Here is a 21,398-nt window from a genome sequence, read left to right on the forward strand (position 1 = left end):
TCACACCAACATCCCGACGAGCAGCACCGCCACCACCGTGGCCGTCGCCCCCAGGGCCGCGGCCCACAGGCTGGCCTCGGCGACGCTGCCCGGACGGACGTTGTCGTTCGCCGCCGGCGGCAGCGTCCGCGGGTAGCGGCGCCACTTGCGCAGGTGCGACGGCGCCGTCGCGATCATGTGCGGCAGGGGAGCGACGGCGTTGTGGCGGCACGACATGGATTTGCGCTCCAAGGGGGAGGCTCGCGCTGTGGCTGTTTCCTCGACCCCGGGCCGCAACCTTTGCGGAAGGGGTCGATGAGAGAACGCCGCTCCCGGCCCGTCGATCCGTGCCCGGCGCAAATTCCCTCGCGTCTTCCTCGAGGGGAGGCTCAAGCCGGACGGGGGATGGCTCCCGCCCCGGGGCCTCGGCCGATCGGAGGGGGCATCGCCCGTCAGGTCCGGTCCTCCCGCTCCCGGTCGAGCAGCGCCCGCTTGCGCGCGACGCCCCAGCGATAGCCCGAGAGGCTCCCGTCCTGGCGCACCACCCGGTGGCACGGGATCGCCACCGCGAGCGCGTTGGCGCCGCAGGCCAGGGCCACCGCCCGGGCGGCTTTCGGCGCGCCGATCGCCTGGGCGATCTCCGCATAGGTCGCGGTCCGCCCCGGCGGGATCGCCCGCAGGGCTTGCCAGACCCGCTGCTGGAAGGCGGTGCCGCCGATGTCGAGGGGCAGGGCCGCTCCCCGCCCGGGGGCTTCGACGAGGCCGACGACCTGCGCCACCACCGCCTCGAAGTCGCGGTCGCCCCCGGTCAGCGCCGCCTTCGGGAAGCGGTCCTGGAGGTCGCGCACCAGGGCGTCGGGATCGTCGCCGAGCAGGATCGCGCAGACGCCGGTCCCCGTCGCCGCCACCAGGACATGGCCGAGCGAGCAGGCGCCGACCGCGAAGCGGATCGCCGCGCCCTCCCCGCCGCGCCTGTAGGCCGTCGGCGTCATGCCGAGGCGGGACGGCGCCGCGGCGTAGAACCGGCTCGCCGCGCCGTAGCCGGCCTCGTAGATCGCCTCCGTGACCGTGCCGGCCTGCCGCAACCCCTCGGCCGCCCGCGCCGCTCGGCGCGCCGCCGCATAGGCCCGCGGCGTCACCCCGGTGACCTGCTTGAACACCCGGTGGAAGTGGCAGGGGCTCAAATCCGCCGCCGCCGCGAGGTCGGCGAGCGCCGGCGCGGTTTCCGCCGCCTCGATCGACCGGCAGGCCCGGGCCACCGCCTCGGCGTGGCGCTCGGGCAGGCTCGCCTCGTTCGGCCGGCAGCGGAGACAGGCCCGGAAGCCCGCCGCTTCCGCGTCCGCGCAGGTCGGGTGGAAGCTGACATTCTCGGGCCGGGCCGGCCTGGCGGCGCAGCTCGGGCGGCAATACACCCCGGTCGTGCGTACCGCGTAGACGAAGCGGCCATCCGCCGCCCGGTCGCGGCGGGCGATGGCCGCGAAGCGCGCGGCGTCGTCGAGGAGTGGGATGCCGCCGACGACCGCGAGGTCGGGATCCGGGTCGCGCATGATCGTGTCTGCCTCCCTGTCGCGGCGATGGCGCCATCCTCGCCCCGTCCGCCGCCGCCTGCATCCCGGCGCTTGCGATCGAATTCCAAGGCTTGTCTTGCCGCAGGTTTATCCCCGGCGCGGTTATCGGTGCCGCCCCCGGAAACCGGCCCAGCGGCGGGATGTTGGGCTCTCGGTCGGACGGCCTCGGGACCGGTCCGGTGCGCCCCCCGGCCCATTCCTCCCCTGCCGGTACGGCGCTCGTCTCTCGGATCTCCTCGACTCCCCCGCCGCCGCGAGGCGGCGGGGCTTTTCGGCGTGGGCGTGACACGGTTCGTTTGCCGGATGCAAATACGGTGGAGCGTGGCGCCCCGGCCCTTGGCCCGGCCGCCGGGACGGGTTTAATCCGTCTCCAAGCAACGACACGGCGCCGCCGCCGATGGCCTCGAGGTGACACGCCCTTGACCGACGCGCTCGACGACATCGCCGCCATCCTGGAGCGCACCGGCGAGTACCGGGTGCTGCGCCGTCTCGGCCCCTTCGTGCCCCCGGCCGAGGAGCCCGCGGAGCCGACCTTCGTCGGGCTGATCCTCGACACCGAGACCACCGGGATCGACGTCACCGCCGACGAGGTGATCGAGCTCGGCATCATCAAGTTCGAGTACGGCGCCAGCGGCCGGATCTACCGGGTGCTCGAGCGGTTCAACCAGCTCCACCAGCCCTCCGGCCCGATCCCCGAGGCGGTGGTGCGGCTGACCGGCATCACCGACGCCGACGTGGCCGGCCAGCGCATCGACGACGCGGCCGTCGAGGCGCTCGCCGCGGAGGCCCGGGTGATCATCGCCCACAATGCCCGCTTCGACCGGCAGATGTGCGAGCGCCGCTGGCCGATCTTCGTCTCGCGCAACTGGGCCTGCTCGTGCCATCAGATCCCCTGGCGGGCCGAGGGGCACGAGGGGATGCGGCTCGGCCACCTGCTCGCCGATCACGGCCATTTCCACAACGGCCACCGGGCGATCGACGATTGCGAGGCGCTGCTCGCCATCCTCGCCCGCCGCTTGCGCGCCTCGGGGCGCCTGGCGCTGTCCGCCCTGCTGGAAGCGGCGCGGCGGCCGACCGTGCGGCTCTGGGCCTCCGACGCGCCGATCGCGTTGAAGGACCGGCTCAAGGACCGCAACTACCGCTGGTCGCCCCGGCGCCGCTGCTGGTACGTCGATCTCGACGAGGAGCAGATCGAGATCGAGCGCTCGTTCCTCTCCAAGGAAATCTACCGCGGCACCCTGCCCTCCGGCCTGCCGGCCGACCGCTTCACCGCCCGCGACCGCTTCTCAACCCGGGCCGATCCGGAGGCGTGAGGGGCTTCCTCGCGCGGGTCAGGGCTGTCCTGAGAAAGGAAATGGCACGGGTTTCCCCTCTCCCCGCGGGCGGGGAGAGGCCCGATCACCCCTCGTCGGGTGATCGGGGAGCCCGAAGGGCGAGGGTGAGGGGGTGTTTCCGGAGGAGCCTCATTCGTCGAGACCCCCTCACCCTCGCTCCGGCTGCGCCTCCGCTAGCTCCGTCGACGACAAGGTCGCCGGAGCCCTCTCCCCGCCCCGCGGGGAGAGGGGATTTCCCGCGCCAACCTATTCCTACGCCCCCAGATAAGCCGCAATGTTGCGGCGGATGCGCGCCAGCGGCGGCTCGCTCGTGTCCGGCAGGGCGAAGCGCTCGCCGGTGATCGTCTCGAAGGCGCTGACATAGGTGGCGGCGGTGCGCAGGACCACGTCCGGCGGGATCTCCGGCACCGGATCGCGGTAGGGGTCGCAACGGGACGCGACCCAGTTGCGGACCACGTCCTTGTCGAAGCTCTCCGGCAGGGTGCCGGCCTCGAAGCGCTCGGCATAGCTCTGCGCGAACCAGTAGCGGCTGCTGTCGGGGGTGTGGATCTCGTCGGCGAGCACGATCCGCCCGTCGGCATCCGTGCCGAACTCGTACTTGGTGTCGGCGAGGATCAGGCCGTTTTTCGCCGCCAGCGCCTGGCCGCGGGCGAACAGCGCGAGCGCCGCCGCCGACAGGGTGTGCCACTGCGCCTCCGTCAGCAGGCCCCGTTCCAGGATCTCGGCGGCCGACAGCGGCGCGTCGTGGTCGCCGTGGCCGGCCTTGGTGGTGGGCGTGATGATCGGCTGCGGCAGCTTCTCGTGCGGGCGCATCCCGTCGGGCAGGCGGTGGCCGTACATCTCGCGCCGGCCGGCCTTGTACAGGGTCAGGACCGAGGTGCCGGTGCTGCCCGCGAGGTAGCCGCGCACCACGATCTCGACCGGCAGGATGGTGAGACGGCGGCCCACCACCACGTTCGGGTCGGGATAGGCGAGAACGTGGTTGTCGCAGATGTCCCGCGTCTTCTCGAACCAGTAGCGCGCGGTCTGGGTCAGGACCTGACCTTTGAGCGGGATCGCCGCCAGTTCCCGGTCGAAGGCGCTCAACCGGTCGGAGGTGATCAGGATCCGCCGCCCGTCGGGCAGGTCGTAATTGTCCCGCACCTTGCCGCGGTAATGGCCCGGCAGTTCCGGCAGGGTCGCCTCGGGCAGGACGTAGTCGGAAAAGGGCGCGAGCGCGGCCGTGTCCATCGGGTTCACCATCATACGTCGAGATTGGCCACGTTGAGGGCGTTCTCCTGGATGAACTCCCGGCGCGGCTCGACCACGTCGCCCATCAGCTTGACGAACAGGTCGTCGGCGTCGGTCGTGTCCTTGACCTTCACCTGGAGCAGCGAGCGCACGTCGCGGTCGAGCGTCGTCTCCCAGAGCTGCTGGGCGGTCATCTCGCCCAGGCCCTTGTAGCGCTGGAGCTGCAGGCCCTTGCGGCCGAGCGCCATCATGCCCTCGAACAACGCCACCGGGCCGTACAGCATGGTCTGGTCGCCGCGGCGCACCAGGGTGACGGGGGCGCCGTAGATCTCGCTCAGGGTCTCGGCCCGCTCGTCGAGGCGGCGCGCCTCCTGCGAGTGGATCAAGGCCTCGTCGAGCACCGCGACCTGGCGCACGCCTCTGAGCGTCCGCGACAGCACGTAGCCGCCGTCCTTGGCCTCGCCCTCCCAGCCCTGCTCGATCTCGTCGGCGATGGCGTTGAGGCGCCGGGCGATCTCGTCGGCCACCACCTCGGCCTCGGCCGGGTTGCCGGCGACCGAGGGACGCAAGGCGCCCGCGATCGCCGCCTGCTCGACCACGACCCGGTCGTAGCGCGAATGCATCCCGTGCAGGACCTGGCGCACGCCGCGCGCCTCGTCGACCAGCGCCTTGAGCTGGGCGCCGCCGAACTCGGTGCCGGTGGCGAGCTTGAGCATCGCCCCGTCGACGCCGCCGTCGATCAGGTAATCCTCCAGCGCCCGGTCGTCCTTGAGGTAGATCGAGGTCTTGCCCTTCTGGGCTTTGTAGAGCGGCGGCTGGGCGATGTAGAGGTGGCCGCGGTCGATCAGCTCCGGCATCTGGCGGAAGAAGAACGTCAAGAGCAGGGTGCGGATATGCGAGCCGTCGACATCCGCATCGGTCATGATGATGATGCGGTGGTAGCGCAGCTTGTCGGGGTTGAAGGCGTGGCTGCCGTCCCGGCCGATCCCGGTGCCCAAAGCCGTGATCAGCGTGCCGATCTCCTGGCTCGACAGCATCTTGTCGAGCCGCGCCCGCTCGACGTTGAGGATCTTGCCGCGCAACGGCAGCACCGCCTGGAAGGTGCGGTCGCGGCCCTGCTTCGCCGAGCCGCCGGCCGAATCGCCCTCGACCAGCAGGATCTCGCATTTCGACGGGTCGCGCTCCTGGCAATCGGCGAGCTTGCCGGGCAGCGAGGCGATGTCGAGCGCGCCCTTGCGGGTGGTGAGGTCGCGCGCCTTGCGCGCCGCCTCGCGGGCGGCCGCCGCGAGCGCCACCTTGGCGGCGATGATGCGCGCCTCGTTCGGGTGCTCCTCGAGCCAGGTGCCGAGCGTCGCGTTCATCACGCCCTCGACCGCCGGCCGCACCTCCGAGGAGACGAGCTTGTCCTTGGTCTGCGAGGAGAATTTCGGGTCCGGCACCTTGACCGAGACCACCGCGGTCAGCCCCTCGCGGCAATCCTCGCCGGTGAGCGCGACCTTCTCCTTCTTGGTCACCCCGCTCGACTCGGCATAGCCGGTGATCTGGCGGGTGAGGGCGGCCCGGAAGCCGGCGAGATGGGTGCCGCCGTCGCGCTGCGGGATGTTGTTGGTGAAGCACAGCACGTTCTCGTGGAACGTGTCGTTCCACCACAACGCCACCTCGACGCCGATGCCGTCGCGCTCCTGGCGCAGGACGATCGGCGCCTCGATCTGGGCTTCCTTCGCCCGGTCGAGGTAGCGCACGAAGGCCTCGACGCCGCCCTCGTAGACGAGTTCCTCACGCTTGTGCTCGGCGTGGCGGGCGTCCGTGAGCACGATGCGCACGCCGGAATTGAGGAAGGCGAGCTCGCGCAGGCGCTTCTCCAGCGTCGCGTAGTCGAACTCGATCATCGTGAAGGTGTCGGGCGAGGGCAGGAACGACACCTCGGTGCCGCGCCGGTCGCCCGCCGGACCCACCACCGCGAGGGGGGCCACCGCGTCGCCGTGGCGGAACTCCATCGCGTGCTCCTTGCCGGCGCGCCAGATGCGCAGGCGCAGCCAGGTCGAGAGGGCGTTCACCACCGAGACGCCGACGCCGTGCAGGCCGCCCGAGACCTTGTAGGAGTTCTGGTCGAACTTACCGCCGGCATGCAGCTGGGTCATGATGACCTCGGCCGCCGAGACGCCCTCCTCCGAGTGGATGTCGGTCGGGATGCCGCGGCCGTTGTCGGAGACCGTGCAGGAGCCGTCGGCGTTGAGGGTGACGGTCACGTGGGTCGCGTGGCCGGCCAGAGCCTCGTCGATGGCGTTGTCGACGACCTCGTACACCATGTGGTGCAGGCCCGAGCCGTCGTCGGTGTCGCCGATATACATGCCCGGACGCTTGCGCACCGCGTCCAGGCCCTTGAGGACCTTGATCGAGTCGGCGCCGTAGGTGTCGGGGGTCAGATCGCGGGCGGGTTCGGCCATGTCGGTTCCTGGTGCGGGCGGGCGCCTCCCCTTGGAGGCGGCCCGCGCCGGCGCCGGTTTCTCGATCCGGCGCCGTCTGGTCTCTCGTGTCTCAAGAATTCCGGGCCGCGGCGGGCACGATCCGGCATGTTCCTGATGTAAGCATTCCGCCTTGAAATTGCATCGGTTTTCGGCGCCGCACGGGCGCTTTTCGGGCCTCCGGCGGGGATGGGCCGGATGCCCGTCCATCCCCGCCGAAGGATAACCGAGGTTACGTTTCGCCGCACCCCGTTAAGGATCCGCCAACGGCCGGTTGTCAGGCCTTGAGCGTGCCCCGGCTGGCCTCCTCCAGCCGGGCGGATGCCGCCGGGTCGAGGGCGAGGCGCACGCCGCCGAGCACCTCTTCGAGCTGCGCCACCGAGGTGGCGCTGGCGATCGGCGCGGTGAGCCCCGGCCGCGCGACGAGCCAGGCGATGGCGACCTGGGCCGGCGTGGCGCCGTGCTCCCGGGCGACCGCGTCGAGAAGGTCGAGGAAGGCGAAGCCCTTCGGGTTGAGGTAGCGCGAGACCCGGGCCTCCCGGGCGCGGCCGGCGGCAGCGCCCGCCTCGCGGTACTTGCCGGTGAGGAAGCCCGCGGCCAGGGAGAAGTAGGAGATCACCCCGATCCCCTCCTCGCGGCACAGGGGCTCCAGCTCGGCCTCGTACTCCTCCCGGTCGGCCAGGCTGTAGCCGGGCTGCAGGCACTCGTAGCGCGGCAGGTTCTCGCGGGCCGCCACAGCCAGGGCTTCGCGCAGGCGGGCCGCCGAATAGTTCGAGGCCCCGATCGCCCGCACCTTGCCGGCGCGGATCAGCCGGTCGAAGGCCGAGAGCGTCTCCTCCAGCGGCGTCTCGGCATCGTCGGCATGGGACTGGTAGAGGTCGATCCGGTCGGTCTGGAGACGGCGTAAGGAATCCTCCACCGCCCGCTCGATATACGGCGCCTTCAGGCCCTTCCGGCCCTCGCCCATATCCATGCCGACCTTGGTGGCGATGGTCATGCGGTCGCGGGCGCCCCGCGCCTTGAGCCAGCGCCCGATCACGGCTTCCGACTCGCCGCCCTGGTGGCCCGGCGCCCAGCGCGAATAGACGTCGGCGGTGTCGATGAAGGTGAAGCCCGCTTCCAGCAGCCGGTCGAGCAGCGCGAACGAGGTCGCCTCGTCGGCGGTCCAGCCGAAGACGTTGCCGCCGAAGCAGAAGGGCGGGACGGAGAGGCCGGAACGGCCGAGGGGACGCAACTCCATGGGGGAGGCTCCTACTGAAGGCGAGGAATTTACTGGAGAAACGGGTTCGACAGCCGCTCCTGGCCGATCGTGCTGGTCGGGCCGTGGCCGGGGATGAAGGCGACGTCGTCGCCGAGCGGCAGCAGCTTCACCTTGATCGAGGAGATCAAGGCGGCGTGGTCGCCCCCCGGCAGGTCGGTGCGGCCGACCGAGCCGCGGAAGAGCACGTCGCCGACTTGCGCGAAGCGCGCGTCCCGGCTCACCAGCACCACGCTGCCCGGGGAATGGCCGGGGCAGTGCAGCACGTCGAAGGTCAGTTCCCCCACCGTCACCGTGTCGCCCTCGTCGAGCCAGCGGTCGGGGGTGATCGCCTTGGCGCCGTCGATGCCGTAGGCCGCCCCGGTCTCGGGCAGGCGGTCGAGGAGCGGCTTGTCGGCGCGGTGCGGCCCCTCGACGGGGACCTCGAGCGCGTCGCGCAGGTCGGCCGCGCCGCCGGCATGGTCGATATGGCCGTGGGTGAGCAGGATCTTCTCGACCGTGACGCCGGCCTTCGCGATCGCCGCCCGGATTCGGTCGAGGTCGCCGCCCGGATCGATCACGGCAGCCCGCTTCGTCGCCTCGCACCACAGCAGGGTGCAGTTCTGCTGGAACGGCGTGACCGGGATGATCGCGGCGCGGGGCGTGCTCGGCATGATCGGCCTTGGGTTGAGACGAGGATGGCCTCTTGTAGCGTGGAAGCGGGCGGTGCGGCACCCCGGGCGCTCGACACGCTCCCGGCCCGCTCACCGTCGCGTGATCGTGCGCGGCACCCTCTTGGCGGGCGGGCCGGCTCGGCGTTACGCTCTTGCCGTGTGGCGGGACCCCCCGCCCGGTGCGAGTGATCCAGGTTTGATGCGACCGATCTGTCCGGCGCCCGTGCGGGCCGGACCGGGCGCCTGAGGACCGCCGACAGACGGCCCGAACGCGGCCCGGCCTCCCCGTCGCGGGTGCCTCCCCCCGGAGGAAACGCGATGACGAGTTCGCCCATCTTCGCCCACGGCCTGTCCGCCGCCCGCCCTGCCGTGCGGCGCATCGGCATCCCGGATCTCAAGGCCGCCCTGTCGCGGGGCGTCGACGACTTCCTGGCGATGCCGACCCACGTGCTGTTCGTGGTGCTGATCTACCCGATCGCCGGCGTCGTGATCGCGGCGGCGACCTTCGAGCAGGACCTGATCCCGATCCTGTTCCCGCTCGCCGCCGGCTTCGCGCTGATCGGTCCCTTCGCGGCGCTCGGCCTCTACGAGATGAGCCGCCGGCGGGAATGGGGCCTGCCCGCGACGCTCGCGGATGCCTATGCGCCCTTGGGCGGCCGCTCGGCCAAGGCCGTGACGGCGGTCGGCGTGGTGCTGGCGCTGATCTTCCTCGCCTGGCTCTGCGCCGCGATGGGGCTGTACTGGACCCTCTATGGCGGCGTCACCGAGCCCTCGCTGCTGGCCTTCCTCGACGACGTGCTGACCACGCCGCGGGGCTGGAGCCTGATCCTCGCCGGCAACCTCGTCGGCGCCGCCTTCTCGCTCCTGGCTCTCGCGGTGAGCGCGGTCTCGATCCCGCTCATCATCGACAAGGATGCGGATGCCGGCACCGCGATCGAGACCTCGCTGGCGCTGATGCGCGAGAATCCCGGCACGATGCTCGCCTGGGGCGCCATCGTGGCCGGGATGCTCGTGCTCGGCATGGTGTCGCTGTTCGTCGGCCTCGCGGTGGTGCTGCCGGTGCTCGGCCACGCCACCTGGCACCTCTACCGCCGGGCGGTGGGGTGACGATCAGTCGGTGATCGCCGCGATCACTTACGTGATCGCCGCGTAGGTGAGCACCCGCAGCTCGCGCCGGATCGGCCAGGTCGAGGACGGCATGAGCTGGGTCAGCATGATGACGAACAGGTCCTCGGCGGGGTCGATCCAGAACGCCGTCGAGGCCGCCCCGCCCCAGGCGACCTCGCCTGGGGTGCCGAGGATCTGGGCCTTGGCCGGATCGAGCATCACCGAGAAGCCCAGCCCGAAGCCGATGCCGCTGTAGCTCGACTCCGAGAAGCGCGGCTGGCCCATATCGGCGAGGTCGCCGCGCAGGTGGTTGGCCGTCATCAGGTCGACGGTCTTGCGGCCGAGAAGCCGCACGCCGTCGAGCGCCCCGCGCCCCAGGATGAAGCGGCAGAACCGGGCATAGTCGGCCGCCGTCGAGACGAGGCCGCCGCCCCCCGACGGCACGGTGCGGGGGCGGGCGTAGCGGCCCTCGCGCGCATCGTCGATGAGCGTCAGCCGGCCGCCTTCGCCGAGCGCGTAGTTCGAGGCGAAGCGGGCGATCTTGTCGGCCGGGACGTGGAAATCGGTATCAACCATGCCGAGGGGCCGGATGATCCGCTCGCGCAGGAACGCGTCGAAGGGAACGCCTGAGATCACCGCAACGAGGTGGCCGAGCACGTCGGTGGCGATGCTGTAGTTCCACTCCGCCCCCGGCTGGGCGAGGAGCGGCAGGCGGGCGGCCTTGGCGACGATTTCGGCCAGCGAGGTCTCGGCGGTCTGGAAGTCGACGCCCTCCTCCCGGTACATCCGGTCGACCAGGGTCGCGTCCATGAAGCCGTAGGACAGACCCGAGGTGTGGGTGAGGAGATCGCGGAACGTGATGTCGCGCTCCGCCGGCACCGTCTCGGGCTTCCCCCGGCTGCCGCCGACCAGAACCCGCATGTCCCGGAACTCGGGCAGGAAGCGGGTGATGGAATCGTCGAGCTGGAAACGGCCCTCCTCGTACAGCATCAGGATCGCCACCGAGGTCAGCGGCTTCGTCATCGAGTAGATGCGCACGATGGTGTCGTGCTCCATCGGCAGGCCCCGGGCGAGGTCGCGCAGGCCTTCCTGATGCGAAAACACCACCTGGCCGCGCCGGGCCACGGTCACCGACAGGCCCGGCAGCTTGCCGGCCTCGATGTAGCCCCGCATCCACGGGATGATTCGGCCCAGCCGCTCCGACGAGAGGCCGACCGCCTCCGGGGTTCTGACCTCAGCGTGCATTGTGGCTCCCCTTACCGTCGAGTGGGCCGTGCGGGAGTGCGTCGTAGCCCGCCGATTTTCAAGTTCGAAATGCCTGCGCGCGATGCATGGCGAACAACCGGCAGGCTTCCGGACTCGATGCAACTGCCGGAGGGGAAGTGGCGGGCCCGGAACTTGCCTCGAGATCAATCGCCGCGTCCGGCACCACCAAGGCCTTGCTTTCGCCGGGGCCGGCATCGCACCCCCGTGGCGCTCGCTGGTTCCATGGATCGTCATACCCGATCATGCCGCCTCCCACCGCACGGTCATGAAACCGGCACAGGCCTAGGCCACAACGGACGCGCGATCAGTCCGCAGGACGAAGCGCGGCAATGGTGCATCGACCGTCTAACGAAACGGCTGTTTTTTTGATAAATACCATCGTAGCGCGTGAAATACATTGTGCCTATCGTCCAATGTCCGGCCTTTATATATATCTGAATTATGTAACGAATAGTGAGCGAGCATGCGATCTGCGGATATCCTGCTTTTTATTAAAATAAATTATAAAATACGGCGTAATATCTCCTCTGCAAGAGATATGATATTTCAATTGTCGAATGCGGATTCGTCTGTGGAATATCGCAAAAATCGATACCAATGCTTGAGCTATCACAGTAGCTTGACATTGCTTTCAGGTGGCTTAAGAAGTGTGTCGGCGTAGGCCGTCCTGCTCGATCGGGGGCAGCCTCAGCCAGCGGTCGAATAAACGTACTGCGAGCATCCAGGCGGCTTCATGTGGAATACTCATTATCATCGCAATTTTATGCCGGACGGGTTGGATAACAGTTCGTTTGGCGTTCCTTGCGAGCTCGCCTCCATGGTCGATCGGCAGCTGTCGTCCGACATAACGATTAAATCTGAAGTATACGGACCTGCGAACTTTCCTGCGTCTCGTATCTTCAACGAGCTCGAATCTCCCGCAAAAAACGTCTATGACGCTTGCCAGGCGACGTTTCGGCGCGCCGTGTGCGAGCCTGTATCAACTACGTTGTTTTTGCCCGATCACGCATGCCTTGTTGGAGAGGGGGATCGTAGCGTATTATTAGAGGAAAGCACCTGGCATTCTGAGATTTTCTTCTCAAAGTGGTTTCGTAACGACAGGTCGACGAACTGGAAGTATTTGATCGACCGGTCGTTCGAGGCGATAGAATACGACGAGCCGGTTGCCAATATTCACCATAGATACAATCATCAATATTTTCATTGGATAATGGATGGGCTGTCTCGGGTTTGGTATATAAAGAACTTTATCAAGGATTCGGCCCCAAAAAATATAAAATGGTTTGGAAGATATGTGGATAGAAAATTTCAGAGCGCAAGTCTGGAACTTTTTGATTTGAAGGCTGAAGATTTCATCACAATAGAACGTGATTGTGTTGTAAACTTCAAAAATGCATATAATGCAGCGTTTCGATTCGAGGAGTCGCTTGGTACGCTAAGGCCGGATTATAACAGCGGTATATATAAAGTCGGGTGGTCGAGCGACTATCTTGCCGAGCTGCGCGATCGCGCAGATTTGAAAACGCGGGAAATGCCCGATTTAGGATTGGGCGAAAAAATATACGTGACGCGAGCGGACGCTGAGCATCGGCGAATTATGAATGAGCCTCTCGTCCGGGAGGTCCTGAGAAAGTTCGGGTTCAAGGAGTTTTGTCCTGGTCAGCATTCGTTGCATGAGCAGATATGCGCCTTTAAAAACGCAAAGTTTATTGTTGGCGCTCACGGTGCCGGCTTGACAAACATAGTTTGGGCCAAGCCTGACGCTGTTGTGGCAGAGTTCCTGTCTAATGGATTTTATGATACCGGCTATCGGTTCACGTCAAACATTAAGGGAATGCGGCACTATATTTTGAAATGCCGGGTTGCCGAACATGCGTGGGGTGTTGCCTTCGCCGATCTTGAGGTCGATATTGAGTCGCTTGAAAAAATGCTACATGAAATCGTTTCGTAAAGTGTTGTTTGTTGTGCCGGGCTAAATCAAGACCGGTGATCAACCACGTCTCTGACGGCTGGAATCAGCACGAATAGCCGTCAGGGGTTCTCGGAAGCCGCCCGCTTCCGTTGCATGAGCGGTGCCGGCGACGATGTGGGCCGCTGCCTCGCCCGGGAGTGGTTCGTCACATTTCGCGGCAGACCAGTTGGACGCAGCGACCGCTCCTTGATCGGCGGCGGCGTCGACTTGGCTCAGGATGATCAAGGACGTTGGGAGCGATCTTGGCTCAAGGTCGGTAGGCGGGTGACCGCGCCGCGCCCGTTCCGCGGTCAGGAGAACGAGGCTTTCTTCAAATGGTGCTGCTTCCGTCCACTGCGACCGGCTCCTGCTTGGGCGAAAGACCCGGCCTTCCGCGGCGCGAGCCATAAGGAAATCCGCCGGAGCCCGTTCCGGCAAGAGGGAAGCCTACCGCCCTCTCCGACCTCGCCGCTTGCTGCCAGGCACGGTCATATCAAATCCTGAAGCTGACCTCTGGCCGTATCATGCGCGTCATGACTTAACTGTGCCAACGGAATTCGAAGCGTGCGATATATTAAGATTTGATGATTTTTTATTATTCGATGGCCATCCGGCCGGCGCATCATATATTGTAAGATGCTGCAGTTTGTATGATGGGTATATGAATATTGACGGGCGCGGGTCGACATCGATGCGATGGGTGCGCAATGCGATCTTGCGGGGCGCATGACTCGGCGGGCTTCTTCCGGGTAACGCCTTGGCGGTGGGGTCGTTGACGGCATGCACGGTTGATGCGATCTGACTGCCGAACAATGCTCATGGTAGGCACGCTGCCGATGCACCCCACCCGACAGGCCGAGCGCCGCGTTCGCCCTGTCCCTGCTCCCCTCGCCAATGCCCATTGTCTCAACGCTGGGCGTCGTCATCATGCGGTGCGGAAATGTCGGACGCAGGGCAGGCATCGACAATCCGTCGCCATGCCCACTTGATGCCCAAAGGGAAGAGGGTTCCATCTTGCTTTGTCATGCCAGCAGGCCGAGACTTGGACATATCAGACTCCCCGTCCGTTTCGAAGGTCCGATGCCAAGCGCAAAATTACAGCCTTTTAATTTTTGGCAAAAATTCGAGCATGGACTCTAAGATCATCTTCAACGGACGTTGATCTCAGGTGCGTCTTTGGACAAAAGGAGTTCGATATGAAGCGTGGACTGGTCATCAGCAACTGTCAGTGCCAGCCGATTAAGCATACGATGAGCTTGTATTCTGATAATATAATCTTTGATGGATTTGGAGTTCATCTTCTTCCGCATGACAATAAGGCTCATATCGACACTCTTGTGGCTGATATCGATAAATACGACGTCGTTTTAGCCGTTCCGCTCTCGGATCACTATGGTGAAATTTCCTCGGAAAAAATCGGTGATCATGTAAAAGGCGATAAGCTGGTTCGCATCGTCAATATGTACTTTACAGGGCTTCATCCTGATTTGACGTATATTGGGGGTATCGCGAAAAGGGTTGATGGGCCGCTCGGCGATTATCACAGCAAGGTTGCATTGTTGGCATATTTGCGTGGGTATAATGCAGACGAGACATTCAAATTATATACCGCTAAAGTATTTGAGGCTCTTGGCTATTTCGATGCCGCAACCCGATCGATTGAGGAACTGAAAAACCGCGAGCAGAATGTCGATGTTCAGTTTTCGGATATTCTACAAGCAAACTATCGTGAGAAACCGACCTTTTTCTCGGTCAATCATCCGACTTCGTTGATGTTCGATCTGTATTGTCAAAGAATTTCTGCTTTCCTTGAAGAAAAAATCGGCATCAAACAGAGTGGGTTTCATAAAGACGCTCTTTTTGGCATGAATTACTTGGCGGGATCTGCAATATTCCCAGTATATCCCGAAATCAGCAATCATCTCGGCCTGAAGTATCCAGGATCGTACAACTTTAAGCCGACTACGTTCGGCGACAGTCCTGTCAGTACTTATGACCTTAAGGAGATGATCGCGCTGGAATTTAAAGCGTTCGATGATGTCGGAAAGTCCGATTTGACAGAGAGTCACGCGGCGCAGCTTATAGATCATCAGTACAGCAGTATCGATTTTTCTAATTATTTTTAAACGCGGCAAAAATTAAAGACTCTAGAGCGGTTCGCGATGGCAACGCGATCGTGAAGCGCTCTAGCTGCGCTCAATCAGGCTCATGCTTGGTGGTGGCCTGAGCGAACTTCACATTGTGCTCTCGCATCACGACGGCGATGCGAGGGCGACGGTTCGTCATGCCGTCGCGACGCCTCCGCCCGGCTCAAGGCGGCAGGCCCGAAAATCGGGGCGAGTATCGCTTTCTAGCCCGCATCGCCGGCGCGCGAGGGCGTGCCGGGTCAGTTGCACGATGGTTCGGACATCTCAGCCTCCCAAAGCACCGTTCGATGGCGTGGATGCCGGTCCATCATGGAAAAATCTCCTCCAGATCACAGGTCGAAACACATAACTGAGGCGGATCTGAAAAGCCGGGTGATCGGGTCTCGCTTCAGGTCGACCGGTTGACCATGCCGGACGCTGGTGCGATGCCGGGCCCCAATTAATGAGCCTGGGAGCCACGCCGCCGATGTCCCTGCCCGACAGCCTCCGCCACGCCCTCGCCCTGCCGGTGATCGCCTCGCCGATGTTCATCGTCTCCGGGCCGGACCTGGTCATCGCCCAGTGCGTCAACGGCATCGTCGGCTCGTTCCCGGCCCTCAACGCCCGGCCGAAGGAAGCCCTCGACGAGTGGCTGACCCGGATCACGGGGGCGCTCGCCGAGGCCAAGGCGGCCGATCCCACCCGGATCGTCGCGCCGTACGCCGTCAACCAGATCGTCCACGCCTCGAACGACCGGCTCGAGCACGACCTGATGGTCTGCGGCAAGCATCGGGTGCCGATCATCATCACGTCGCTGCGGGCGCCCGACGCGGTGGTCTCGGCGGTGCACGGCTGGGGCGGCCTCGTCTTCCACGACGTCACCACCGTGCGCCACGCCGAGAAGGCGCTGGAGGCTGGCGTCGACGGCCTGATCCTGGTCTGCGCCGGGGCGGGGGGACATGCCGGCACGCTCTCGCCCTTCGCGCTGGTGGGCGAGGTGCGGCGCTTCTACGACGGGCCGCTGATCCTGTCGGGCGCGATCACCACCGGCGACGCGATCCTGGCCGCCCAGGCGATGGGGGCGGATCTGGCCTATATGGGCACCCGCTTCATCGCCACGCAGGAGGCCAATGCCGCGCCGGCCTACAAGGAGATGATCGTCGGCACTACGGCCGCCGACGTGCTCTATACCCCCTACTTCACCGGCGTGCCGGGCAACTACCTCAAGCCGAGCGTGACCGCCGCCGGCCTCGACCCCAACGCGCTGCCGGAGGTCGACAAGACCAAGATGAATTTCGGGTCCGGCACCACCAAGGCCTGGCGCGACATCTGGGGCGCCGGCCAGGGCGTCGGCACCATCGACGACGCGCCGGCCACCGCATTGGTGATCGACCGGCTGAAGGCGGAATACGCGGCGGCCCGCGCCCGGCTCGGGTAGCGCGCACCCCTCCCTTGCGCCCGGCGCTTGTCCGCCGGGCACGGGCCTCGCATGCTGGTGCTCACACCCAGCTTGGGTTGCAGTGCGAGGCTTATCGGCGATGACCACCAACCTCTCCGTGAACGGCTCCCGGCTCTGGGACACCCTGATGGTGTCGGCCGGCATCGGCACCGGGCCCCGGGGGGGCCTGCGGCGCCTGACCCTGACCGAGCCGGACCGGGTGATGCGCGACCAGCTGAAGTCCTGGGCGGAGGAAGGCGGCTATCCGCTGACCATCGACGGGCTCGGCAACATGGTGCTGCGCCGCGAAGGGACCGAGCCCGGCCTGCCGCCGGTGGTGATCGGCAGCCACCTCGACACCCAATGGGCCGGCGGGCGCTTCGACGGCATCCTGGGCGTGCTGGCGGGCCTGGAGGTCCTGCGTACCCTCGACGATCTCGGGATCGCGACGAAGCGCGCGATCGAGGTCGTGAACTGGACCAACGAGGAGGGCGCGCGGTTCTCGCCGCCGATGCTGTGCTCGCTGGCCTGGTCCGGCCAGGCGACGCCGGACTGGGTCGAGAACCGGCGCGACCGCGACGGCATCCGCTTCGGCGACGCGCTGGACGGCATCGGCTATCGCGGACCGGACGCGGTCGGCGGCCGCACCATCGACGCCTATTTCGAGCTCCACATCGAGCAGGGCCCGGCCCTCGACAAGGCCGGCGTGCCGGTCGGCATCGTCACCGGCGGCTATCCGAGCTGCGGCATGCGCATCGCCGTCGAGGGCGCCACCGCCCATACCGGCCCGACCCCGATGGGCGAGCGCCACAACGCGCTGGTGGGGGCCGCCATGGTGGCGGTGGCGGTCAACGACATCGGCTGGGCCCATGCCGACACCGACGCCAAGGCCACCGCCGCCCGGCTCGACCTGGTGCCCAACCTCCCCGGCACCCTGTCGGAATACGCCGAGCTGTTCATCGACATGCGGGCGCCGCAGCTCGAGACCCTGGAGACCATGAAGGCCGCCTTGCGCGCCGCCCTGCCCGATTGCGCCGCCCGCTCGCTGACGCAGATTTCCATCGCCGAGGAATGGGGGTTCGGGGTCTTCTCCTTCGATGACGGGCTGATCGGCCTGTTGCGCGAGACCGCGAAAAACCTCGGCGTCCCGACCATGGACCTGCGCTCCCAGGCCGGCCACGACGCCTACCACGTCGCCCGGGTCGCTCCGGCCTGCATGATCTTCACCCCCTGCCGGGACGGCATCACCCACAACGAGGCCGAGGACATCGCCCTGGAGCCGACCCTGCCGGGCGTGAACCTCCTGCTCCACGCCGCCCTGGCGCGGGCCAACCGGTAAGAGCACGAGCGGGCGGTCGCGCGGCCGCCCGAATCCGCTTGCGCGACTTTGTGGATCGGCATACTTTGCATTGGAAAGTTGATGCGAGTTCCCCGATGCGCGACCTCGACCGGACGGACCTCGGCAAGGCCGACCTCGAGAAGGTGCTGGCCGATATCGTGGCGATCAGGAGCCAGGTCGCTGCCGGCACCGCCTTCCAGGGCTACGGCCCCTCCGCACTCGCCCTCACGGGCGGCCTGGCGCTCGCCACCGCAGGCCTCCAGGCGATATTCCTCGACGATCCCACCGGCCGCCCCTTCACCTTCCTCGCCGGCTGGATCGCCACCGCGTTCGTCTCGGTCGGGGTGATCGGGGCCGAGATGCTGGCGCGCAGCCGCCGGCATCATTCGGGTCTCGCCGACGCGATGATCCTCAATGCCGTCGAGGCGTTCCTGCCGGCCGGCGCCGCCGGGGCGCTGCTGCTCCTGGTCCTGGCGCGCCTCGCCCCGGACTCGCTGTGGCTGCTGCCGGGCCTGTGGCAGATGCTGGTCGGGCTCGGGCTGTTCTCGTCCCTGCGGGCCCTGCCGCGGCCGGTCGCCCTGGCGGCGGGCTGGTACCTCGTCGCGGGCCTCGGCGCGATCGCGGCCGCTTCCGAGGGGCATGCCCTCTCGCCCTGGATCATGGGGCTGCCCTTCGCTCTCGGCCAGGGGCTGCTGGCCCTCATCCTCCATCGTGCCCCGGGAGGCGACCATGCCTGAGCCGGCGCCTTTCGCCTATGACGGGCTCGACCGGGTGCTGCACGAGCGGGCACGGCTCAGCCTGCTCACCTCCCTCGCCTCGCACCGAAAGCCCCTGGCCTTCGGCGACCTCAAGCAGCTCTGCGGCCTGACCGACGGCAATCTCAGCCGCCATCTCGGGGTGCTGGAGGAGGCCGGCCTCGTCGAGATCCACAAGGGCTACGAGGGACGGCGCCCGCTCACCACCTGCCGCCTCACCCCGGCCGGGCGGGAGCGCTTCGTCGCCTATCTCGCCGTACTGGAACGCGTGGTCCGCGACGCCGCCGAGGCCGCCCGCCACGGCGAGGGCAAAGGCGAGGGCGAGCCCGCGCCCCGCCTCGCCTGAACCGTTTCCCCCCTTTTTTACCCGGAGACTTTGCAATGCAAAGCACTTCTTCACAGAACACCGAGATTCACGTCGGCCTGATCATGGACGGCAACGGCCGCTGGGCGGAACGCCGCGGCCTGCCCCGCGGCGTCGGGCACGAGGCCGGGGTCGCGACGGTGCGGCGGGTGGCGCGGGCGGCGCCCGGTGAGGGCATCGGCACGCTGACGCTCTACGCCTTCTCCACCGACAACTGGCGCCGCCCGGCGGCGGAGGTGACCGGGCTGATGGCCCTGCTGCGCCTCTACCTGACCCGCGAGGTCGAGCTCTTACGCCGCGACGGCATCCGTCTCACGGTGATCGGCCGGCGCGACCGCCTGCCCGACGGCCTGGCCGACGCCATCGCCGCCGCCGAGGCGGCGACCCGCGCCGGGACCCGCCTGCACCTGCGCATCGCCCTCGACTACTCGGCCCGCGACGCGATCCTCTCCGCCGCCCGGCTCGCCGCCCCCGACGCCACCCGCGAGGACTTCGCCCGCCTCGTCACCGGCGACGGCGCCCCGGAGGTCGACCTCGTGATCCGCACCAGCGGCGAGCAGCGCCTCTCCGACTTCCTGCTCTGGGAGAGCGCCTATGCCGAGCTGCACTTCACGCCCTGCGCCTGGCCGGATTTCGGCGAGGCGGAACTGGCCGCGGCGATGGCGGCGTTTCGCGGGCGGCAGCGCCGGTTCGGCGGGGTGCCGGCGGCGGCGTGAGGGGTGGAGCGGGCGCGGAACGGCTGTTCCGCGCTCGCTGCGGGCGGTTCGCGAAAGGAAGGCTTATAGAACCAGCACGACCATCAGTGTGTGATGCCGCGGCGACGGGCATAGATAATTATCTGATGTGAGCAATCTGCGTGAGGATACCAGGCAATTCCTGGTATTCATCTATCCAGATTACATTTAATCCCAACGCATTTGCATCTTGCTCTTCTAGCAATTTTGAGATATCATCCAGTGCACCTCCGTTGAATGAGGTCGGCTTTCGCTTGATGATGTAATGTCCAAGAGTTTTTTCAGGATTTTTTCTCCACACCACATCTAGCAGGCGCCTCATATTGGGATCTGTTAAGCTTATACCGATTAGTAAGCATGTATTTTGCGTCAATTTTGTAAGTTGTATCAAATTTGACCAGCTAAAAGGATCAATGAACTGCGTATGATATGCATCTTCGCTAAATACGAGTGTGGATTTTTCTGGGAGTTCGCCCTGTCTAGGTAGATATCCATGGACGTGATAGATAGGTATTTCATGGCCTTTGTGCTTGATTGACTCGGAATAAATTGCTCTATTGCTAATTTGATTGGAGTCAAAATTTTCTTCTATAATAGAATCAAAATTAAATGTTATAATAGACTCAAGTGATCTGGTGTGTCGCTGCGGACGAGCCAGCTGTATGATACTTTCGATTAAAGGGGATTTTAATAGGGGCGCTTCGTACAGGGCTTCTCTGACCTTGATTGGGAACTCATCGCCCAAATTGTTCTTAAGAAATTTTCCTAATATAAGAGATGATGCTCCATGGCGTTTCTGAAACTCCGCGGCCTCCAACTCCCCAAGTTTTTGAGGGTGGCTCCTTGAAAGTTTGTCCATCATCAATTCAAGAAGTCTTACTAAGAGATTGCCCCATGCTGGGATTCCAGCCTCAACGGAAACGCCGGCTCCGCACATGAGGGTTAAATTCCCCTGCCGAAGTGCGTCGCGCAATTTGGCTATTTGATCTGCTCTAGTTTCGGTTGATGTCGCTGTTGTAGCAGGGCGGGTGAATGACTCCAAAATAGGGCTACGAAGCGTCTCACTAAGCTTTTCGAGTCCTGCTTGGAAATTAAGTGACAGATCGAGATAATATCTATCTGCGAGATAACTTGGTACTTCTGATTCGTCTATTTTTATAGGTATGATGCGCTTATCTCGGCTGGAGATCTGATTGAGGGCAAGCATGGAAAATTCACGCTGGACCCATTTTGAACGGAACGAATTCTCACTAACCACAACAATAAGAACATCAGATTGAGCAAGTCCCTCTACAAATTTTTCTTCTATAACATCTCCAGGCGCCAAGCTTTGGCTGTCGATCCAAATATCATGCCCATCCTGTGTTAATCGAGAAGTGATGCGCTCGACCGCGTCACGATCTTTGTGGCTGTAGCTGATATAAATTTTCACTTCAGGTCCCCGATTCTGTATATACAAAAGATATAGCTGTTATTCGCTTATCTTGATATCATATCGATCGAATTGATGTTAAGATGATATTATAGTGATTTTTGATAAAATAATATTAATTCTCAAGCGCATGCCTTCGCATGAATCGTCGGTTGATAGTGGGTTGTGCATTTTTTCTCGGTCATCCAGCAAAATAGGCATGGATCGCCCCCATCTGACTGGAAATTTAGTCCATAACGAGCAATGAGTCACGCGCATACGTACGTGGTAGTTATGTCGGGCTGCCAAACTGCCATATCCTGCATCGTCCAGCATTGCAGTCGTGTACCTTGTTCCAAGCGAGCCTTTTGGGCTGCGGTTTAATGATGTGTTTCCAAATTAGCTATGTAATGACTAAGG

Annotated in this window: 17 protein-coding genes; 9 read left to right on the forward strand and 8 right to left on the reverse strand. The window is 65.0% G+C overall.

The genetic code is table 11. From position 1 onward, the window contains the following. Together HBB12_RS07835 and ada are read right to left on the reverse strand one after the other, a co-directional pair. Entirely contained in the window at positions 1–216 is a 216-nt protein-coding gene (locus HBB12_RS07835; RefSeq protein ID WP_236988829.1) for a hypothetical protein, read from the reverse strand. 215 nt (positions 217–431) lie between these two features. Further along, positions 432–1,526: a bifunctional DNA-binding transcriptional regulator/O6-methylguanine-DNA methyltransferase Ada gene (gene ada / locus HBB12_RS07840; protein ID WP_236988830.1), complete on the reverse strand. Its 1,095-nt coding sequence runs from the start codon at positions 1,524–1,526 to the stop codon at positions 432–434. A gap of 440 nt (positions 1,527–1,966) precedes the next feature. Between ada and HBB12_RS07845 the strand changes: the two genes are divergently transcribed. Continuing rightward, positions 1,967–2,860, forward strand: a complete 894-nt coding sequence (locus tag HBB12_RS07845; protein ID WP_236988831.1) for a 3'-5' exonuclease — start codon at positions 1,967–1,969, stop codon at positions 2,858–2,860. 273 nt (positions 2,861–3,133) lie between these two features. On the opposite strand, the gene HBB12_RS07850 is transcribed toward HBB12_RS07845, so the two are convergent. The 4 genes from HBB12_RS07850 to HBB12_RS07865 all read right to left on the reverse strand — a co-directional run bounded on the left by HBB12_RS07850 (position 3,134) and on the right by HBB12_RS07865 (position 8,487). Then, positions 3,134–4,111 (reverse strand): phosphoribosylaminoimidazolesuccinocarboxamide synthase, encoded by a 978-nt coding sequence (locus HBB12_RS07850; protein WP_236988832.1) that lies wholly within the window; start codon positions 4,109–4,111, stop codon positions 3,134–3,136. 11 nt (positions 4,112–4,122) lie between these two features. Further along, the gene (gene gyrB, locus HBB12_RS07855) at positions 4,123–6,558 is read right to left on the reverse strand and encodes a DNA topoisomerase (ATP-hydrolyzing) subunit B (protein WP_236988833.1); all 2,436 of its coding nucleotides are present in this window, start codon (positions 6,556–6,558) and stop codon (positions 4,123–4,125) included. A gap of 295 nt (positions 6,559–6,853) precedes the next feature. Beyond that, positions 6,854–7,816: an aldo/keto reductase gene (locus HBB12_RS07860; protein ID WP_236988834.1), complete on the reverse strand. Its 963-nt coding sequence runs from the start codon at positions 7,814–7,816 to the stop codon at positions 6,854–6,856. Between the two features lie 29 nt (positions 7,817–7,845). Beyond that, positions 7,846–8,487 carry an MBL fold metallo-hydrolase gene (locus HBB12_RS07865; RefSeq protein ID WP_236988835.1) on the reverse strand — a complete coding sequence of 214 codons (642 nt, stop codon included), beginning with the start codon at positions 8,485–8,487 and terminating at the stop codon, positions 7,846–7,848. Between the two features lie 318 nt (positions 8,488–8,805). On the opposite strand from HBB12_RS07865, the gene HBB12_RS07870 reads away from it, so the two are divergent. Beyond that, positions 8,806–9,594 carry a DUF2189 domain-containing protein gene (locus HBB12_RS07870; protein WP_236988836.1) on the forward strand — a complete coding sequence of 263 codons (789 nt, stop codon included), beginning with the start codon at positions 8,806–8,808 and terminating at the stop codon, positions 9,592–9,594. A gap of 27 nt (positions 9,595–9,621) precedes the next feature. On the opposite strand, the gene HBB12_RS07875 is transcribed toward HBB12_RS07870, so the two are convergent. Further along, complete coding sequence (locus tag HBB12_RS07875) at positions 9,622–10,839, reverse strand: serine hydrolase domain-containing protein (protein WP_236988837.1); 1,218 nt, start codon at positions 10,837–10,839, stop codon at positions 9,622–9,624. 838 nt (positions 10,840–11,677) lie between these two features. On the opposite strand from HBB12_RS07875, the gene HBB12_RS07880 reads away from it, so the two are divergent. The 7 genes from HBB12_RS07880 (at position 11,678) to HBB12_RS07910 (ending at position 19,549) form a co-directional block, all read left to right on the forward strand. Then, positions 11,678–12,811 carry a glycosyltransferase family 61 protein gene (locus HBB12_RS07880; protein ID WP_236988838.1) on the forward strand — a complete coding sequence of 378 codons (1,134 nt, stop codon included), beginning with the start codon at positions 11,678–11,680 and terminating at the stop codon, positions 12,809–12,811. 1,196 nt (positions 12,812–14,007) lie between these two features. Next, positions 14,008–14,937, forward strand: a complete 930-nt coding sequence (locus HBB12_RS07885; RefSeq protein ID WP_236988839.1) for a WcbI family polysaccharide biosynthesis putative acetyltransferase — start codon at positions 14,008–14,010, stop codon at positions 14,935–14,937. A 487-nt stretch (positions 14,938–15,424) separates the two neighbouring features. Next, positions 15,425–16,375, forward strand: coding sequence for an NAD(P)H-dependent flavin oxidoreductase (locus tag HBB12_RS07890; protein WP_236988840.1), 951 nt, complete (start codon positions 15,425–15,427; stop codon positions 16,373–16,375). Positions 16,376–16,475: 100 nt separating this feature from the next. Beyond that, a complete protein-coding gene (locus tag HBB12_RS07895; protein ID WP_236988841.1) occupies positions 16,476–17,714 on the forward strand; it encodes a Zn-dependent hydrolase in 1,239 nt (412 codons plus the stop codon). Between the two features lie 95 nt (positions 17,715–17,809). Continuing rightward, a complete protein-coding gene (locus tag HBB12_RS07900; protein WP_236988842.1) occupies positions 17,810–18,451 on the forward strand; it encodes a hypothetical protein in 642 nt (213 codons plus the stop codon). Further along, complete coding sequence (locus HBB12_RS07905) at positions 18,444–18,815, forward strand: winged helix-turn-helix domain-containing protein (RefSeq protein WP_236988843.1); 372 nt, start codon at positions 18,444–18,446, stop codon at positions 18,813–18,815. The genes HBB12_RS07900 and HBB12_RS07905 overlap by 8 nt, the downstream gene beginning before the upstream one ends. Positions 18,816–18,850: 35 nt before the next feature. Next, the gene (locus HBB12_RS07910) at positions 18,851–19,549 is read left to right on the forward strand and encodes a di-trans,poly-cis-decaprenylcistransferase (protein WP_236988844.1); all 699 of its coding nucleotides are present in this window, start codon (positions 18,851–18,853) and stop codon (positions 19,547–19,549) included. A gap of 118 nt (positions 19,550–19,667) precedes the next feature. Here HBB12_RS07910 and HBB12_RS07915 read toward each other — a convergent pair whose 3' ends face one another. Beyond that, positions 19,668–20,999 (reverse strand): TIR domain-containing protein, encoded by a 1,332-nt coding sequence (locus tag HBB12_RS07915; RefSeq protein WP_236988845.1) that lies wholly within the window; start codon positions 20,997–20,999, stop codon positions 19,668–19,670. Between the last annotated feature and the right edge of the window lie 399 nt (positions 21,000–21,398).

The sequence above is a fragment of the Methylobacterium sp. SyP6R genome, assembly GCF_019216885.1.
Classification (GTDB): domain Bacteria; phylum Pseudomonadota; class Alphaproteobacteria; order Rhizobiales; family Beijerinckiaceae; genus Methylobacterium.

Excerpts from the sequence above, each read along its gene's own strand:
- HBB12_RS07865 (WP_236988835.1), bottom strand. The coding sequence starts at position 8,487 with ATGCCGAGCACGCCCCGCGCCGCGATCATCCCGGTCACGCCGTTCCAG.
- HBB12_RS07885 (WP_236988839.1), top strand. The coding sequence starts at position 14,008 with ATGAAGCGTGGACTGGTCATCAGCAACTGTCAGTGCCAGCCGATTAAG.
- HBB12_RS07890 (WP_236988840.1), top strand. The coding sequence starts at position 15,425 with ATGTCCCTGCCCGACAGCCTCCGCCACGCCCTCGCCCTGCCGGTGATC.
- ada (WP_236988830.1), bottom strand. The coding sequence starts at position 1,526 with ATGCGCGACCCGGATCCCGACCTCGCGGTCGTCGGCGGCATCCCACTC.
- HBB12_RS07875 (WP_236988837.1), bottom strand. The coding sequence starts at position 10,839 with ATGCACGCTGAGGTCAGAACCCCGGAGGCGGTCGGCCTCTCGTCGGAG.
- HBB12_RS07860 (WP_236988834.1), bottom strand. The coding sequence starts at position 7,816 with ATGGAGTTGCGTCCCCTCGGCCGTTCCGGCCTCTCCGTCCCGCCCTTC.
- HBB12_RS07850 (WP_236988832.1), bottom strand. The coding sequence starts at position 4,111 with ATGGACACGGCCGCGCTCGCGCCCTTTTCCGACTACGTCCTGCCCGAG.
- HBB12_RS07870 (WP_236988836.1), top strand. The coding sequence starts at position 8,806 with ATGACGAGTTCGCCCATCTTCGCCCACGGCCTGTCCGCCGCCCGCCCT.
- gyrB (WP_236988833.1), bottom strand. The coding sequence starts at position 6,558 with ATGGCCGAACCCGCCCGCGATCTGACCCCCGACACCTACGGCGCCGAC.
- HBB12_RS07895 (WP_236988841.1), top strand. The coding sequence starts at position 16,476 with ATGACCACCAACCTCTCCGTGAACGGCTCCCGGCTCTGGGACACCCTG.
- HBB12_RS07880 (WP_236988838.1), top strand. The coding sequence starts at position 11,678 with ATGGTCGATCGGCAGCTGTCGTCCGACATAACGATTAAATCTGAAGTA.
- HBB12_RS07910 (WP_236988844.1), top strand. The coding sequence starts at position 18,851 with ATGCAAAGCACTTCTTCACAGAACACCGAGATTCACGTCGGCCTGATC.
- HBB12_RS07900 (WP_236988842.1), top strand. The coding sequence starts at position 17,810 with ATGCGCGACCTCGACCGGACGGACCTCGGCAAGGCCGACCTCGAGAAG.
- HBB12_RS07835 (WP_236988829.1), bottom strand. The coding sequence starts at position 216 with ATGTCGTGCCGCCACAACGCCGTCGCTCCCCTGCCGCACATGATCGCG.
- HBB12_RS07905 (WP_236988843.1), top strand. The coding sequence starts at position 18,444 with ATGCCTGAGCCGGCGCCTTTCGCCTATGACGGGCTCGACCGGGTGCTG.